This window comes from Aquabacterium commune (assembly GCF_004362855.1).
GTDB classification, from domain to species: Bacteria; Pseudomonadota; Gammaproteobacteria; order Burkholderiales; family Burkholderiaceae_C; genus Aquabacterium; species Aquabacterium commune.
Genome location: NZ_SNXW01000003.1, coordinates 267,630 through 283,488, shown reverse-complemented (window position 1 = coordinate 283,488; position 15,859 = coordinate 267,630). Strand labels below are relative to the sequence as shown.

The 15,859-nt window shown below is 66.6% G+C and carries 14 protein-coding genes; 9 read left to right on the top strand and 5 right to left on the bottom strand.

The annotated features are described in order from the left end of the window. Window positions 1-449 precede the first annotated feature (449 nt). The 4 genes from EV672_RS07470 to EV672_RS07455 all read left to right on the top strand — a co-directional run bounded on the left by EV672_RS07470 (window position 450) and on the right by EV672_RS07455 (window position 3,602). Entirely contained in the window at window positions 450-1,436 is a 987-nt protein-coding gene (locus EV672_RS07470; RefSeq protein ID WP_133608208.1) for an RluA family pseudouridine synthase, read from the top strand. 144 nt (window positions 1,437-1,580) lie between these two features. Further along, the gene (locus tag EV672_RS07465; RefSeq protein WP_133607842.1) at window positions 1,581-2,255 is read left to right on the top strand and encodes an HAD-IA family hydrolase; all 675 of its coding nucleotides are present in this window, start codon (window positions 1,581-1,583) and stop codon (window positions 2,253-2,255) included. Further along, window positions 2,248-2,625, top strand: a complete 378-nt coding sequence (locus EV672_RS07460; RefSeq protein WP_133607840.1) for a Rieske (2Fe-2S) protein — start codon at window positions 2,248-2,250, stop codon at window positions 2,623-2,625. The genes EV672_RS07465 and EV672_RS07460 overlap by 8 nt, the downstream gene beginning before the upstream one ends. A gap of 17 nt (window positions 2,626-2,642) precedes the next feature. After that, complete coding sequence (locus EV672_RS07455) at window positions 2,643-3,602, top strand: S49 family peptidase (RefSeq protein ID WP_133607838.1); 960 nt, start codon at window positions 2,643-2,645, stop codon at window positions 3,600-3,602. 41 nt (window positions 3,603-3,643) lie between these two features. On the opposite strand, the gene EV672_RS07450 is transcribed toward EV672_RS07455, so the two are convergent. Both EV672_RS07450 and EV672_RS07445 read right to left on the bottom strand, forming a co-directional pair. Next, a complete protein-coding gene (locus tag EV672_RS07450; protein WP_133607836.1) occupies window positions 3,644-4,486 on the bottom strand; it encodes an HDOD domain-containing protein in 843 nt (280 codons plus the stop codon). A gap of 118 nt (window positions 4,487-4,604) precedes the next feature. Next, window positions 4,605-5,195, bottom strand: coding sequence for a chalcone isomerase family protein (locus tag EV672_RS07445; protein ID WP_166643495.1), 591 nt, complete (start codon window positions 5,193-5,195; stop codon window positions 4,605-4,607). 234 nt (window positions 5,196-5,429) lie between these two features. On the opposite strand from EV672_RS07445, the gene EV672_RS07440 reads away from it, so the two are divergent. Further along, the gene (locus EV672_RS07440; protein WP_133607832.1) at window positions 5,430-6,218 is read left to right on the top strand and encodes a type III pantothenate kinase; all 789 of its coding nucleotides are present in this window, start codon (window positions 5,430-5,432) and stop codon (window positions 6,216-6,218) included. On the opposite strand, the gene EV672_RS07435 is transcribed toward EV672_RS07440, so the two are convergent. The 3 genes from EV672_RS07435 to EV672_RS07425 all read right to left on the bottom strand — a co-directional run bounded on the left by EV672_RS07435 (window position 6,199) and on the right by EV672_RS07425 (window position 9,934). Beyond that, on the bottom strand, window positions 6,199-7,938 hold the full coding sequence (locus EV672_RS07435) for an STAS domain-containing protein (protein WP_133607830.1): 1,740 nt from the start codon (window positions 7,936-7,938) through the stop codon (window positions 6,199-6,201). The genes EV672_RS07440 and EV672_RS07435 overlap by 20 nt on opposite strands. Window positions 7,939-7,959: 21 nt before the next feature. Then, complete coding sequence (gene dksA / locus EV672_RS07430; RefSeq protein ID WP_166643494.1) at window positions 7,960-8,676, bottom strand: RNA polymerase-binding protein DksA; 717 nt, start codon at window positions 8,674-8,676, stop codon at window positions 7,960-7,962. Window positions 8,677-8,860: 184 nt separating this feature from the next. Then, entirely contained in the window at window positions 8,861-9,934 is a 1,074-nt protein-coding gene (locus tag EV672_RS07425) for a CobW family GTP-binding protein (protein ID WP_133607828.1), read from the bottom strand. Window positions 9,935-10,194: 260 nt separating this feature from the next. Between EV672_RS07425 and EV672_RS07420 the strand changes: the two genes are divergently transcribed. The 4 genes from EV672_RS07420 (at window position 10,195) to glyS (ending at window position 15,834) form a co-directional block, all read left to right on the top strand. Next, window positions 10,195-11,016, top strand: a complete 822-nt coding sequence (locus tag EV672_RS07420; RefSeq protein WP_133608204.1) for a CorC family transporter — start codon at window positions 10,195-10,197, stop codon at window positions 11,014-11,016. A gap of 52 nt (window positions 11,017-11,068) precedes the next feature. After that, window positions 11,069-12,607 carry an apolipoprotein N-acyltransferase gene (lnt, locus tag EV672_RS07415; RefSeq protein WP_133607826.1) on the top strand — a complete coding sequence of 513 codons (1,539 nt, stop codon included), beginning with the start codon at window positions 11,069-11,071 and terminating at the stop codon, window positions 12,605-12,607. Window positions 12,608-12,681: 74 nt separating this feature from the next. Beyond that, window positions 12,682-13,602: a glycine--tRNA ligase subunit alpha gene (glyQ, locus tag EV672_RS07410; protein WP_133607824.1), complete on the top strand. Its 921-nt coding sequence runs from the start codon at window positions 12,682-12,684 to the stop codon at window positions 13,600-13,602. Between the two features lie 3 nt (window positions 13,603-13,605). Then, a complete protein-coding gene (glyS, locus tag EV672_RS07405; RefSeq protein WP_133607822.1) occupies window positions 13,606-15,834 on the top strand; it encodes a glycine--tRNA ligase subunit beta in 2,229 nt (742 codons plus the stop codon). Window positions 15,835-15,859: the final 25 nt, after the last annotated feature.

Below are 15,859 nucleotides of genomic sequence, written 5' to 3'. Positions count from 1 at the left end.
GCGCCATCTGCGGGAAAAACAAAAGGCAGATCACACAAAACGCTGAAACCCATCAACCTTGAATCGTGGTTCGATCGACGTTGGCTCTGACAGGCGCGGTATCCAGCAAAGCCACGCCTTGGGCGGCTTTCTCCGGACGCAGACGACTGCTGCATTGCCATCAATTTTGGCGGGGCTCCCCGCCTGACCACATCGTGTGCCCTCTCACAGGCAGTGCATCGTTAAAATGTGCACTGGTGCGGAATGGGGTTGCGGGCGACTTGCTCAGGCTTCTCTCTGAACGCTCAGAGCACTTCCGCACACAACCACACAAAAATACACACAACGTGGCTCAACCCATTATAGGTGCGAAAACCGCATCCCGCCGATCGGGCTTGCCCGCGAAAAAGACCGGTGCTTCGGTGCCGTCTTCCGCGACAGCACCTTCGTCGTCCGTGACACCGCCTGCGGTGCAACGCCTGGTCATCGACGAGGGCAGCGTTGACCAACGCCTGGACAATTTCCTCATCAAGGTGCTCAAGGGGGCGCCCAAAACCCTGGTCTATCGCATCATCCGCAGCGGTGAAGTGCGGGTCAACAAGGGCAGGGCGTCGGCCGACACCCGCCTGGCCCTGGGCGACGAGGTCCGCGTGCCCCCGTTGCGCCTGGCGGAAAAATCCGCCGAGAGCGAGGCGGCCGTGCCGGCGCGCGAGTTCCCCGTGATTTTCGAAGACGAGGTCATGCTCGTCATCAACAAGCCCGCCGGTGTGGCCGTGCACGGTGGCAGCGGCGTGAGTTTTGGCGTCATCGAACAATTGCGACGCGCCCGACCCGAGGCGCGCTTCCTGGAGTTGGTGCACCGGCTGGACAAGGAAACCTCGGGCGTGCTGGTGATTGCCAAGAAGCGCAGCGCACTCACCGCCTTGCAGGACGTCTTCCGCCACCGCCAGGCGCACAAGACCTACGCGGCCCTGGTCAGCGGGGCCTGGCCCGATCGCAAGAAGGTCATCGACGTGGCCTTGCACAAATTCCTGACCGCCGAGGGCGAGCGGCGCGTCAAGGCCGTGCGTGGGGACGACGACGAGGGGCGACGCTCCATCTCCCTGGTGCACGTGGTGCAGCACTACGCGGCCTTCAGCCTGCTGGACGTGACCATCAAGACCGGGCGCACCCACCAGATCCGGGTGCACCTCTCGCACGAGGGGCATGGCATCGTCGGTGACGACAAGTACGGCGACTTCGCCCTGAACAAGGCGCTGTCCCGGCCCTCGGGGGAAGGCGCGGTGCCGGGCGTGGACCGCCATCGCCTGCCCGACGGCCGCTTCGAGCGCATGTTCCTGCACGCGCGCTACCTGCGCATCCCGCACCCCGTCAGCGGGGCCGAGTTGACCTTCGAGGCGCCCCTGCCACCCGAATGCCTAAGCCTGCTGGCGGCGCTGGTGCCTGCGGCTGTATGAGCGGGGCCTGATGCCTGACGCTGACCGGTCCTGTGCGCACGCTGTCACGGCCCACAGATTAGAGTGGTGGCTGTGAACCGCCTTGCCGCGTGACCGCGGACCGGCACCCGACACACCTCACCCGCACCTCACCCGCACCGCACCATGACCGACACCGGCCTGCGCCCCCGCGCCTACGACCTCATCGTCTTCGATTGGGACGGCACGCTGTATGACTCGACCGCGCTCATCGTGCGCAGCATCCAGGCCGCTTGTGCCGACCTGGGGTTGCCCGTGCCCGCGCGCGAGGCTGCGGCCTACGTGATTGGCCTGGGCCTGCACGACGCCCTGGCGCACGTGGCGCCGACGCTGTCGCCCGAACGCGTGCCCGAGCTTGGTGTGCGCTACCGCCACCATTACCTGCACCGCCAGCACGAACTCAGCCTGTTCGAAGGCGTGCTGCCCATGCTGCAGACGCTGAAGGCGCGCCACCACTGGCTGGCCGTCGCCACGGGCAAGTCGCGCGCGGGACTGAACGAGGCCTTGTCGCACATGGACCTCCACGGCGTGTTCGACGGCACCCGCACGGCCGACGAAACCGTCTCCAAGCCCCACCCGCGGATGCTGCTGGAGCTGATGCGCGAGTTCGGCACCGACCCCGAGCGCACGTTGATGATCGGCGACACCACCCACGACCTGCAACTGGCCCTCAATGCCGGTGCGCACAGCGTGGCCGTCAGCTATGGCGCCCACGAGCCCACGGCCTTTGGCGATTTCCCCACGCGTTTCGTGGCGCACTCGACGCCCGAGCTGCACGATTGGTTGTCCCGCCATGCCTGAGCCGACGCGGCCAGCCCTGGCGCTGTGCGCCTCGTCCGACCTGCAGGAGGGCGGCGACGCCGTCACCTTCGACGTGATCGAGTTCGGCCGCACCGTGCAGGCCTTTGCGCTGCGCTTTGACCAGGTGGCCGTCGCCTACCTCAATCGCTGTGCCCACGTGCCCACCGAGATGGACTGGCAGCCGGGCAAATTCTGGGACCAAGACAAGCGCCACATCATCTGCTCGGTGCATGGCGCGCTTTACGATCCGCCCAGTGGGCAGTGCGTGGGTGGCCCGTGCTGGGGCGCCCGCTTGCACCGCATCGAGCTGAAAGAGGAGGGCGGCCAGGTGTATTGGTATCCTTGCGAACGCTTCCACCCCGTGTCCTGACCTGACGAAAGCCGTGCATGAGCGCCGTTGACCTTCCTTCGACCGACCCCACCCAGCAAGCCCAGGCTGCCCTGATGCAGGAGATGGCCCGTGTCTATCTGGACGAGCAGCGCCGCCAGCGCCGCTGGCGCACCTTCTGGCGGCTGGTCTGGCTGGGCGTGGCCGTCAGTTTCGTTTGGGCGGCCTGGAATTCGGTGCCGGCCACCCACACACCGGTGACGCCCCACACGGCGCTGGTCGAGGTGCGCGGCGAAATCGGTGCCGAGACCGCCGCCAGTGCCGACAATCTCATGACGGCCTTGCGCTCGGCCTTCGAAGACGCCGGCGCGCAGGCCGTGGTCTTGCGCATCAATTCGCCGGGCGGCAGCCCGGTGCAGGCCGGCCTGGTCAACGACGAAGTGCGCCGCCTGAAGGCCCTGCACAAAAAGAAGGTCTATGCGGTCTGCGAAGAGATGTGCGCCTCGGCGGCGTACTACATCGCGGTCTCGGCCGACCAGGTCTATGTGGACAAGGCCTCCATCGTCGGCTCCATCGGCGTCCTGATGGATGGCTTCGGCTTCGTCGGTACCATGGAAAAGCTCGGTGTGGAGCGTCGCCTGCTGACGGCGGGCACCAACAAGGCCATGCTCGACCCCTTCTCGCCGCTGAACCCGCAGCACGAGGCCTATGCCCATGCCATGCTCGACCAGATCCACCAGCAGTTCATCGCGGTGGTGCGGCAAGGCCGTGGCAAGGCGCTGAAGGAGGCGCCAGAGACCTTCTCCGGCCTGTTCTGGAACGGCGAGCAGGCCATCAAGCTGGGCCTGGCCGATCACCTGGGCAGCCTGGACCACATCGCGCGTGACGTGGTCAAGGCCGAAGACATCGTGGACTACACCGAGAAGGAAAACCTGGCCGAGCGCCTGGCCAAGCGTTTCGGCGCGGCCATCGGTGGCGGTGCGGTGCAGGCGATGCGCAGCGCGGTCAGCGTGCGCTGATCGGTTTCGTCAGCGACGTCGGCGCGCAGTGCAGCGGGGCGTCACTGGTCCATCCCCTGGATGAGCCGCAAGGCGGCGTCCGGCGAGATGGTCAGCAGCTTGCCCACGTCGGCGGCGTCGTCGGGCAGGGCGGCCAGGGCGTGGGGCACGTCCCAGCCATGCTGGGTGTGCCGCGCGATGCGCACGCCGAGCATGGTGGTGCGCACTTTGGGGTCTTGCGCCTTGCGGTCGTCGGTGCAGCGGATCAGCAGGTCGGGCAGCTGCCAACGGTGCATCAGCTCTTGCGCCAGGTCGCCCAGCTGGACGCCCAGCACCTTGCGTTGCGCCTCCACCGAGCGCAGCGTGTGGTCTGCTTGCAGGCGCTGCGCGATGTCCAGCGCGAGCGCGGGCGCGTGGCACCACAACAGCATCTCGGCGAAGTCGTGCAGCAGCGCGGCTTCCTGGATGACGACAGCATCTTGGTCTTGTCGCTTGAGGGCGAAGCCCATGGCGAAGTGTGCGGCCCGGCGCGCGCGGGTCATGACGCGGTGCAGGCCGTCCAGTGCGCCAACCTCGTCTGACAGGTGGGTCTCGACATCGCGCAAGCCAGCGTGCGCGGCAAAGAACGGGCCGATGCCTTGCATGACGATGGCGCCCACCAGGGTTTCCGGCGGTTCCACACTGAGTTGGGTGCAGTAGCGCGAGACGTGCGTCAGCACCCTCAGCACCATCAGCGGGTCAGGTGCGATGGCTTCTGCCAGGGTGTGGGCGTCCATCGTGCCGCGCGCTTCCTCGATGGCCAGCAGCTGGACCACATCGGCCACGGTGGTGGCCAGCACGGGGATCTCGGCATCACAGAATGCGTCGGCCCAGGCGTTCAGCGATGGCAAGGGCTGTTGGATCATGGCGCACGGGCGGGGCGGCAGCGGAAGATGCGCTCAGGGTACACCTGCGCTGTCACGGCCACGCACTGGAAAGCACGGGGTTCCCGGTGCAATTCCCCCAGGTACCAGGTTGGACGCTTCAGCGCGCGCCGCCCAGCAGGTCCTCCTTGAGGCTGGTGTCCACCGGGTGGTTGCCCAGCCAGATCTTGAGCAGTGCGGCGTAGAAGTCCTCACCGGGGATGTCATTGCCCTTCTGCACACCGCCAATCAGAGCGCGCGTGCCCGCACCGGGGACGAAGTCGATGTGGATGGACGTGCCCTTTTTGACGTTGCCGAAGGTGAGCATCGTGTCGCGGATGGCTTCGATGCGGGGCAGGTACTTGGCGTTGTCGCTGTCGGAGTTGTTCTTGCGGAAGCCCTTGACCATGGCGTCGGCGAAGTCCTCGCCGGTCAGATCGCGCAGCAGCACGATGTGCATGCTCTTGGGGCCAGGCATGTCGAGGATGCTGGCCACCGCCGCCTCTTTGCGAGGCAAGTAAAGGCCCGCGGCATAGATGTCCAACACGACCTTGACGCGAACGCCCACGCCGTTGAGTTGCAGGACCTGGCCGCCCAGCGGGCTGCTGTCGGCGAACTTGACGCCGCGCACCTCGCGCGCTGCCCAGGCAGGGGTCGAGGCCAGGCAAGTCAGGGCCAGCAACAGGCCAGCCAGGCTTGGGAACTGAGGCATGCGGGAGAACCGGGACATCTTGACCACTCCGTGAAAGGTGCTGTGCGAGGCGCACCATATCGTGAAAGCTGGGACGTGGCAGTCCCGCGTTCGGGGAGTGCCTGACCGGATCGCCCGTGCTTTATCCCGTGGTGCGCCGCACCGTTGCCAGAGCGCATCACCGGTGGCGAGCGGTTCTTGCAGCAAAATGACAAGTCTTGCGGTTCCCAGGGTGGCGACTCACCCGAATCAGACATGCCCTTCCTGGTCATTGACATTGGCAACACCCGACTGAAGTGGGGCCTGTACGCGGAGCCGACACCCGATGCCCAACTGCTGGCCCATGGCGCCGTGGTGCTGGAGGACATCGATGGGCTCTGGCAACGCCACTGGCGCGCCTTGCCGACCCGCCCGGCCGCCATGCTAGGTTGCGTGGTGGCTGGAGAAGCCATCAAACGCCGTGTGGAAGAGCAGCTCATGCAGGGCTGGGGCTTGGCGGCGCATTGGGTGTCGTCCAGTGCCCAGGCGGGCGGGGTGGTCAATGGCTACGAGCACCCGCAGCGGCTGGGTTCGGACCGTTGGGCGGCCATCATCGGTGCGCGCAGGCGCGCGGTGCAGCACGATGCGGCCAAGCCGCCGCCGGTGCTGGCCGTGATGGTGGGCACGGCCGTGACGGTCGATGCCGTGGACGCCAGCGGGCGCTTCCTTGGCGGGTTGATTCTGCCGGGCTTCGGTCTGATGTACCGGGCCCTGGAGAGTGGCACCGCGGGCCTGAAGGTGCCCACCGGCGAGGTGAGTGACTTCCCGACCAACACCAGCGACGCGTTGATGAGTGGCGGCACCGATGCGATCGCGGGCGCCATCGAGCGCAGCCTGCGCCGTTTGCGCGTGCAAACGGGGCGCGAGCCCTTGCTGATCATGTCGGGCGGGGCCGTGTCACGGCTGAGCCATGTCGAAGAGTTCGAGGCCACGGTGGCCGAAAACCTCATCTTCGAAGGCCTGCTGACGCTGGCCTCGGAGCCGGTCAAACGGTCTGCAGCTTGACGGTGGCGTGCTCGTTGATGCCCATGGCCCCGAAAAACAGGGCCACGAGGCGGTGCGGGTTGATGAACTGAACTTGGCGCTCCTCGGCACGGCGCGCCAGCACCCAGTTGAGCAGGTCGCCGGCTGCGATGAAGTCCACCCGCAGCAGGTGGCGGCAGTCGATGTCCAGCGAGATGCTGGCACCGAGCTGGTCATCGAGGTGCTGAAGGATGCGGCCGATGTCGCCCACCAGCTGGCCTGAGAGGTCGAGGTTGGCGATCTGCACGAACTCGACTTCCTGGTGCACCTGGGATTCCACGAAGCTGGTCGTCACCTCGCTGACGTGCGAGATGGGCCCTGCGTGCGCACTCACGGCGCCATCTTGCTGCTTGATGAGGCAGGCGCTGTGCTCCCACGAGGGCGGCGAGCGCTCGTACGTGACGCAATAGTCGATGGCAACCTCGTCGAAGGCCACGGGCTGATTGACCAGGCGCAGCACGTCGAGGCGGAGCATCCAGAACGCCGGGTCGGCATCGCGGTTGCCCGTCGGGGTGGACTCTTCCAGCAGCGCGAGCAGACGGGCCGCACCCGCCCAGGTCAAGGCCATGGGCTCGCGGGCCCAGGCCTGCAGCAAACCGCTGAAATGGTGTGCGCCTTCGGGTGTGATCAGCTGCAGCCCCGAGAAATCCATGCGCCAGGGGCGTGGCAGCTGCAGGATGGCCACGCGCAGTTGCGCCACGGCATCCTGGTCCAGCACGGTGGGCGCGACCCAGCCGGGCAGGGCCGGTGGCGCTTCGCCAGGCTCGGTGGCGGGACCGTGGTCGGGGTCGGCGCTGCTGGCATCGGCCGAGGCATCTGGGGGCACCGTGGCAGGCGTGGCTGCCGAGCCCTTGCGCTCGAGGAAGTCCGCCACGCGGCGCGGCAAGGAGTACCACTGGGGTGCCGACACGCCGAATTGCTGCGCGAAGGAGACGGCCAGCTGGTCGAACTTGTGCGGCATGTCCAGCGCGCGGAACAGGTCGAACAGGACCAGCCAGGTCTCCATGTGGTGGTGGCGGCTGGCACCCGGGTGCACCAGGGCCATCAGGCAGGCCTCGCACTGGTCGAAGTCGGCGTTCGCAAAGGCGATCACGGCCTCGTCCAGCTCGGGATCGTGGGCCATCTCCACCACCTGCACGCCGAACGCGTGGCTTGGCGACGGCGAAGCTTCCTGACCGGGCATGCGGGGGGCCGAATTGCGCGCAGCTTGCACCACCGCTTGCGAGACCTCGGGCACGTCATCGAGCGTGGGTGCCAGGGCCAGCGTCGCTGGGGCCGTGGGCGGCAAGTCCAGGGGGCTTGGCAGGGTGGACAACTGGCCCGCCTGCGAAGGTTGGGCGGCGGGCCGCATGCCCTGGCCGACCATTTGCAGCTCGATCTCGTCGATCTTGGCCTTGACGGTGCTGTCCGAGCGCGTGCCGCTTTGCGGGCGGGAGTCCGGATCCAGGTTGGACGCGCTGCCCAGCAGCAAGGCCTGGTCGGGGCTCAAGCCTTCGCGGCGGATCTTGCGCAGCATGTCGAGTTCGCGCTTGCGCACGAAGTCGTTGCGCCGCTTGCGCTCGATCATCGCCTTGATCTCGGTTTTGGCGTACTCGCTCTCGCCGGCGTCCGAGTTGGGCGCGTCCAGCTCCGACCAATCCGTGGTGGGATTGGCGACGAAGCGCACAACCTTGCGCAGGAAGCTGCTGGAGTCCTTGCTCATGCCTTGCTCGTGGCTGGGGGCTCAGTCCCCGAACATCTTTTGCTTGAGCTCGCGGCGCTGCTGGGCTTCCAGCGACAGCGTGGCGGTCGGGCGGGCCAGCAGGCGACCCAGGCCGATGGGCTCACCGGTTTCGTCGCAGAAACCGTACTCGCCCGAGTCGATGCGGACCAGGGCTTGCGAGATCTTCTTGAGCAGCTTGCGTTCGCGGTCGCGGGTGCGCAGTTCCAGGGCGTGCTCTTCCTCGATGGTGGCGCGGTCGGCCGGGTCGGGGACGATGGAGGTGTCTTCACGCAGGTGCTCGGTCGTTTCGCCGGCGTTGGACAGCAAATCTTCCTTCTGGACTTCCAGGACGTGGCGGAAGAAGTCCAGTTGCTTGTCGCTCATGTACTCCGCTTCGGGCATGGCCAGGAGCTCGGCTTCGGTCAGTTCACGACCGGTTTTGTTTTTCCAGGCGTTGGCGAGTTTGGAGTCAACCTTGGTGGCAGGAGAGGGCATGTTGTCGGGTGCGGTACTGGAAGTCTTGGAGGGCGAACGTCCCGAGGGTGCCGAGGCGCCCTTGGCGTCAGCTTCGGCCTTGGTGGCCTTGGCTTGAGCGGGAAGAGGAGAAGGCGCTGTCTTGCCGGCAGATTTCGCGACAGGTTCAGCGTCGATGTTGGCGACCGGTTTGGCCGATTTGGCGGCCGGTTTGGCGGTTTTGGCTGCGACCGACTTGGACGACGCGGCGGTGGATTTCGTCACAGGATCTTCCTTCCCTCATTGCGTGATCCAAGGACTTGGGCACGGTCAGCAACGCGAACGACCCGTTTCTGGTCACCGCCTTGTTCACATTCGAAGCCACTCCCCGGCCAGTTGCTGGGCCGGCCAGGAAGCGCGCGGATTGTAGCCATGCTTCGAGGCGGTTCTCATCAGAATATCCCTTGGATCACGCCAGACATTGATCCAGGCCGGCCTGGAAGAGGTCTTGCGGCAGCTCGATGCCGATGAACACCAGCTTGCTGACCTTGGTTTCGCCCGCGGCCCATTTGGGGCCCATGTCGCTGCCCATGAGCTGGTGCACGCCCTGGAATACCACTTTGCGGTCCATGCCCTTGACGTGCAGCACACCTTTGTAGCGCAGCATGCGCGGGCCGTAAATCTGCACCATCGAACCCAGGAAATCTTCCAGCTTGGTGGCGTCAAACGGCTTGGCCGACTTGTACACGAAGGACTTCACGTCGTCGTCGTGCGCATGGTGGTGCGGGTGATCGCAGTGCTCGCCGTGGGCGTGGTCATGGCCGTGGTCATGCCCGCAATCGGGGCCGTGCTGGTGACCATGGCCGTGTTTGTGGCCGTGGTTGTCGTCCTTGAGGAACTCGGGGTCGATGTCGAGCTTGGCGTTGAGGTTGAAGCCCTTGAGGTCGAACACCTCTTTGAGCGGCACCTCGCCGAAATGCACGCGCTTTTGCGGCGCACGCGGGTTCATGTGCTTGATGCGGTGGGCCAGGGCGTCGGCTTCGTCGCCCGAGACCAGGTCGGTCTTGCTCATGAAGATCAGGTCGGCGAAACCGACCTGGCGGCGCGCTTCCTGGCGGGCGTCGAGCTGCTGGTTGCCATGCTTGGCGTCCACCAGGGTGACGATGGCGTCGAGCAGGTAGCTTTCGGCGATCTCGTCGTCCATGAAGAAGGTCTGGGCGACGGGGCCCGGGTCGGCCACGCCGGTGGTCTCGATGACGACGCGCTCGAAATTCAGCGTGCCGGCCTTCTTTTGCTTGACCAGGTCGGCCAGGGTCTCGCGCAGGTCCTCGCGGATGGTGCAGCAGACGCAGCCGTTGCTCATCTGGACGATGTGCTCTTCGGTGTCGGCGACGAGGATCTCGTTGTCGATGTTTTCTTCACCGAATTCGTTTTCGATGACGGCGATTTTCTGGCCGTGTGCTTCGGTGAGCAGGCGCTTGAGCAGCGTGGTCTTGCCGCTGCCGAGAAAACCGGTGAGGATGGTGACAGGAATCAGGCTCATGGGGTGAGTGTAGCCCCCTCGGCGCCCCTCGCCTCGCGCTGGCGCAGAGGAACTGTCGCAGGCATGGGGTATTCTTGCAGCTCATCCACAAAGACACCCCTGCCGTGTCCGACACCGCCCCCAGTCGATCTTCCAAGGCCGACACCCCCCGAGAGCGTTCGCATGAGCGCTCCAGCGACCGGTCCAACGATCGCTCGCAAGACCGTTCACACGATCGCGCCCATGGCGGGCGTCCACGCCGTGAGCGCGACCCCCGCAGCATGTTTGTGCGCCTGGTCGAGTTCCTCTCGCCCGGGCCGGACTCCACCGCCGAGCTGATCCAGACGCTGGCCGACGCCGAGCACCGCGAACTCATCGAACCGGAATCCCGGGTGATGCTGGAAGGCGTGATCCGCATGGCCAGCATGAGCGCCGGCGACGTCATGGTCGCGGTGCGGCGCATGGACATGCTCGACATCGATGCCCCTTACGAGGCATTGCTGGCCACCGTGATCACCACGGGCCACTCGCGCTTCCCGGTGTTCGAGGACAGCCGCGACAACATCATCGGCATCTTGCTGGCCAAGGACCTGCTGAAGCTGCAGCGTTCGCCGGACCTGAACCTGCGCACCTTGCTGCGCGCGCCTTTCTTCGTGCCCGAATCCAAGGGGCTCAACGAATTGTTGCGCGAGTTCCGCGCCCACCGCAGCCACCTGGCCATCGCGATCGATGAGTTCGGCAAGACCGCTGGCCTCATCACCATCGAGGACGTGCTGGAAGAAATCGTGGGCGAGATCGAGGACGAGTTCGACGACGACGACGGCCAGTCCAGCATCTTCACCCTGGCCGATGGCAGCCAGCGCGTGGCGGGCGATACCTTGATCTCCGACGTGAACGACGCCTTCCAGGTGCAGTTGCCCGAGGAAGACTTCGACACCATCGGTGGCTTGGTGGCCCACGAGTTGGGCCGTGTGCCGCGCCGGGGCGAGGCCCTGGAGTTGGGCGGTTTGCGCTTCGTGGTGATGCTGGCGCGCGGTGGGTCCGTGCGCTGGTTCAAGGTCACGGCGGTGCGCCATGCGGCCGACGGTGTCCAGCAGGGGTGACGCTGGCATGAGCGTTCGCGCTGGGTGGGCATCACGCGGATCGCGCGCACCGATGGCGCCACGCGCTGCCGACGGCTTTTCGGTGCTGGCGGGTGCGGTGCACGCGCTGGCCTTGTCGCCCTGGGCCTCTGGCTTGCACGCCATGCTGCCTGCGCTCATGCAGACGCTGGCCCTGTGGGCGCTGTTGAGGCTGCTGTTGCGGGCCGAGGCGCCCAGGCAGGGCGCACGACGGGCCTGGCTGTACGGCACGGCCTGGCTGATCGGCGCCACCGGCTGGATTTACGTCAGCCTGCACCACTTCGGCGGCATGCCCGCCCCGATCGCCGGGGCGGCGGTGCTGCTGCTCAGCGCGGCCCTGTCGGGCTACCTGGCGGCTGTGGGCTGGGCCTGGGTGCGCTGGCGCAGCGGCGTGTGGTGGCGCGATGCCGGCATGTTCGCGGGCTTGTGGCTGCTGGCCGAGTTGGCGCGGGCGCTGATCTTCACTGGCTTTCCCTGGGGCGCAAGCGGCTATGGCCTGATCGACAGCCCGCTGGACCGGCTGGCGCCCTGGCTGGGCGTGTACGGCCTGGGCGCGGTGTGGGCTTGGTGCGTGGCCTGTCTGGCTTGCGGTGGACGGCGCTGGACGGCGCCTGTGCCCTTGCTGGCCTGGGTGCTGGCCTTGGCCTGGCTGCCCTCGGCGCGGTTCACGCAGATGCATGGTCAGCCCTTGCGCGTGGCGCTGTTGCAAGGCAATGTGCCACAGGACGAAAAATTCGCCAACGAGCGCATCGTGGGCATGCTGCTCTGGCACGCGGCGCAGCTCAAGGCGGCCGATGCGGACCTCGTCATGGCCCCTGAGACGGCCATCCCGCTGCTGCCGGCGCAGTTGCCCGAGGGTTACTGGGACGCCCTGGTGGCGATGTTCGGCGAAGGCTCTGGGCGGGCGGCGCTGATCGGCGTGCCCTTGGGCAGCTTCGAGCAAGGCTACAGCAACTCGGTGGTGGGGCTGAAGGCCGGCCAGGCCGATCCTTACCGCTACGACAAGCACCACCTGGTGCCCTTTGGCGAGTTCATCCCCGCAGGCTTTCACTGGTTCGTGGCCTTGATGAACATGCCCCTGGGCGACTTCAGCCGCGGGCCGCTGGACGCGCCGTCTTTCACCGTGCGCGGCCAGCGCATCGCGCCCAACATCTGCTACGAAGACTTGTTCGGCGAAGAGCTGGCTTCGCGTTTCACCGACAAGGCGAGGTCGCCCACCGTGCTGGCCAACGTCAGCAACCTCGCCTGGTTCGGTGACACGGTCGCCATTGCGCAGCATGTGCAGATCGCGCGCATGCGCTCGCTGGAGTTCCAGGTGCCCAGCATCCGCGCCACCAACACGGGTGCCACCGTGGTGATCGACGCGTTCGGACGCGTCACCGACCGCATGCCGACGCAGACGCGTGGCGTGCTGAACACCCAGGTGCAAGGTTTCGCCGGGCAGACGCCCTTCGCCTGGTGGGCCGGCCGCTTCGGCGTGTGGCCCTTGGTGGCCTTGGGCCTGTTGCTGGCGGTGGCCGGGGCAGGGCGCCACAGACTTTCCGCCTCAGCGCCGCCGACACCCGTCGGCTGAGGCCATCGCCTTTCACTAGAATCCAGGGTTTGCCGCCCCTCTTGCGCGGCCCTCCCGTCCAACCAGGTTTGACCATGCTGACCTTCCAGCAACTGATCCTCCGACTGCAAAGCTACTGGGACGCCCAAGGCTGCGCGCTGCTGCAACCCTATGACATGGAAGTCGGTGCCGGCACCAGCCACACGGGCACCTTCCTGCGCGCCCTGGGGCCGGAGCCCTGGAAGGCCGCGTATGTGCAGCCCAGCCGTCGCCCCAAGGATGGCCGCTATGGCGAGAACCCCAACCGCCTGCAGCACTACTACCAGTACCAGGTCGTGCTCAAGCCGGCGCCGGCCAACATCCTGGAGCTTTATCTGGGCTCGCTGGAGGCGCTGGGCTTCGACCTCAAGAAGAACGACATCCGCTTTGTCGAAGACGACTGGGAGAACCCCACGCTGGGCGCCTGGGGCTTGGGCTGGGAGGTCTGGCTCAATGGCATGGAGGTGACGCAGTTCACCTATTTCCAGCAGGTCGGCGGCATCGACTGCAAGCCCATCACGGGCGAAATCACCTACGGCCTGGAGCGCCTGGCCATGTACCTGCAAGGCGTGGAAAGCGTCTATGACCTGGTGTATGCGCCGGGGGTGAAGTACGGCGATGTGTTCCACCAGAACGAGGTCGAGCAGTCCACCTACAACTTCGAGCACAGCAACGTCGAGTTCCTGTTGGGCGCCTTCACGAACTACGAAACCCAGGCCCAGTACCTGATGCAGCAGCAACTGGCCCTGCCGGCCTACGAGCAGATCCTCAAGGCGGCGCACACCTTCAACCTGCTGGATGCGCGTGGTGCCATCTCCGTGACCGAGCGCGCCGGCTACATCGGCCGCATCCGCAACCTGGCGCGCGCGGTGGCGGCCAGCTACCTCGACAGCCGCGCCCGCCTGGGCTTCCCCATGGCGCCGAAGGCCTGGGCCGACGAAGTCATCGAACAACTGAACCACAAGAAGGCGGCCTGAAGCATGTCCACGTCCCGCACCGCCAACCTGCTGGTTGAACTGTTCGTTGAAGAGCTGCCCCCGAAGGCGCTGAAGAAGCTGGGCGAGTCCTTTGCCACCGTGCTGGCCGACAGCCTCAAGGCCCAGGGCCTGGCCGCTGCCGATGCCGCCGTCACGCCCTATGCCTCGCCGCGGCGCCTGGCCGTGCACGTGAGCGCCGTGGCCGACAAGGCCGCCGACCAGCCCGTGCAGCACAAGCTGATGCCCGTGAGCGTGGGGCTGAACGCCGAGGGCCAGGCCACGCCGGCCTTGCTCAAGAAACTGGGTTCGCTGGGCCTGGGCGCCGAGGTGGTGGCGTCGCTCAAGAAACTGCCCGACGGCAAGGCCGAGGCCTTGTTCATCGACACCGTCAAGCCCGGTGCCACGCTGGCCGATGGCCTGCAAAAAGCCCTGGAAGAATCGCTGGCCAAGCTGCCGATTCCGAAGGTGATGACCTACCAGCTGCAAGAGGGCGAGGGCGAAGGCTTCCAGCCCGGCTGGACCAGCGTGAACTTCGTGCGTCCGGCGCATGGCCTGGTGGCGCTGCACGGTGAAAAGGTAGTGCCTGTGGCCACGTTGGGCCTCAAGGCTGGCCGCGGCACCCAGGGCCACCGTTTCGAGGCCAGGGTCTCGCCCGTGGTGCTGCGCGACGCCGACAGCTACGCCGCGCAGCTGCGCGAAGAGGGTGCCGTGATCGCCAGCTTCGCCGAGCGCCGCGCCGAGATCGTCTCGCAGCTCGAGGCTGCCGCCGGCCGTGCGGGGCAGCACCTCAAGCCCATCGAGGACGAGGCCTTGCTGGACGAGGTCTGCGCGCTGGTGGAGCGCCCCAATGTGCTGATCGGTCGCTTCGAGGAGGCCTTCCTGGCCGTGCCCCAGGAGTGCCTGATCCTGACCATGAAGGCCAACCAGAAGTACTTCCCGCTGCTGGACACCGAGGGCAAGCTGACCCACCAGTTCCTGGTGGTGAGCAACATTTCGCCGTCCGACGCCAGCGCCATCATCGGCGGCAACGAGCGAGTGGTGCGTCCGCGCCTGGCCGATGCCAAGTTCTTCTTCGACCAGGACCGCAAGAAGACGCTGGCCTCCCGCGTGCCGGGCCTGGCCAAGGTGGTCTATCACAACAAGCTGGGCACGCAGGGCGAGCGTTCCGAGCGCGTGCGTGCCATCGCGCATGCCATCGTCAACCAGCTGCGCATGGCCACGCTGCCCTTCACGGTGGACGACAAGGACCACTTCGACGTGCTCGACAGCAAGGCCCAGCAGGCCGCGCTGCTGGCCAAGACCGACCTGCTGACCGACATGGTGGGCGAGTTCCCGGAGCTTCAAGGCATCATGGGCGGCTACTACGCCCGCCACGAAGGCCTGCGCGACGGCGTGGCCATCGCCATCGAAGACCACTACAAGCCGCGCTTCGCGGGTGACGCGCTGCCGCGCAACCACACCGGCACCGTCGTGGCCCTGGCCGACAAGCTCGAAACCCTGGTCGGCCTGTTCGGCATCGGCCAGCTGCCCACTGGCGACCGCGACCCCTTTGCATTGCGCCGCCATGCCCTGGGCGTGATCCGCATCCTCATCGAGAAGAACCTGCCGCTGGCACTGCCCGAGCTTTTGGCGGGTGCGACTGGTGCCTTCTTTGACATTGGTGCGGATGACCTGAGCCTCACTAAAGACGAGTCTTTTGGCGGGGACGCGCCGAACGTCCGAACAAAAGTATCCAATTTCTTCTATGACCGCCTGGCCGTGTCCTTGCGCGAGCAGGGCTACAGCGCCCAGGAAGTCGATGCCGTGCTGGCCCTGCAGCCGCCGCGCCTGGGTGACATCCCGCGCCGTCTGGCGGCGGTGCGCGCCTTCGCGGCCCTGCCCGAGGCCGAATCGCTGGCGGCCGCCAACAAGCGCGTGAGCAACATCCTGAAGAAGGCCGAAGCCGCGGTCGAGGCCCAGGTGGACGCTGCGCTGTTCAAGGAGCCCGCCGAGGGCGCCCTGTACGAGGCTTTGCAGGCGGTCGTGCCAAAAGCACAGGCCGCGTTCGAGCAGGGCGACTACACTGCGTCTTTGCAGGCCTTGGCCGTGCTGCGGGCCCCGGTGGATGCGTTCTTCGATGGCGTCATGGTCAATGCCGACGACGCCGCGCTGAAGGCGAACCGCCTGGGGCTGCTGGCGACGCTCCACGCTGCGATGAACCGCGTGGCCGACATCTCCCGACTGGCAGCCTGACATGTTGTCCAGACCCCACCACCCC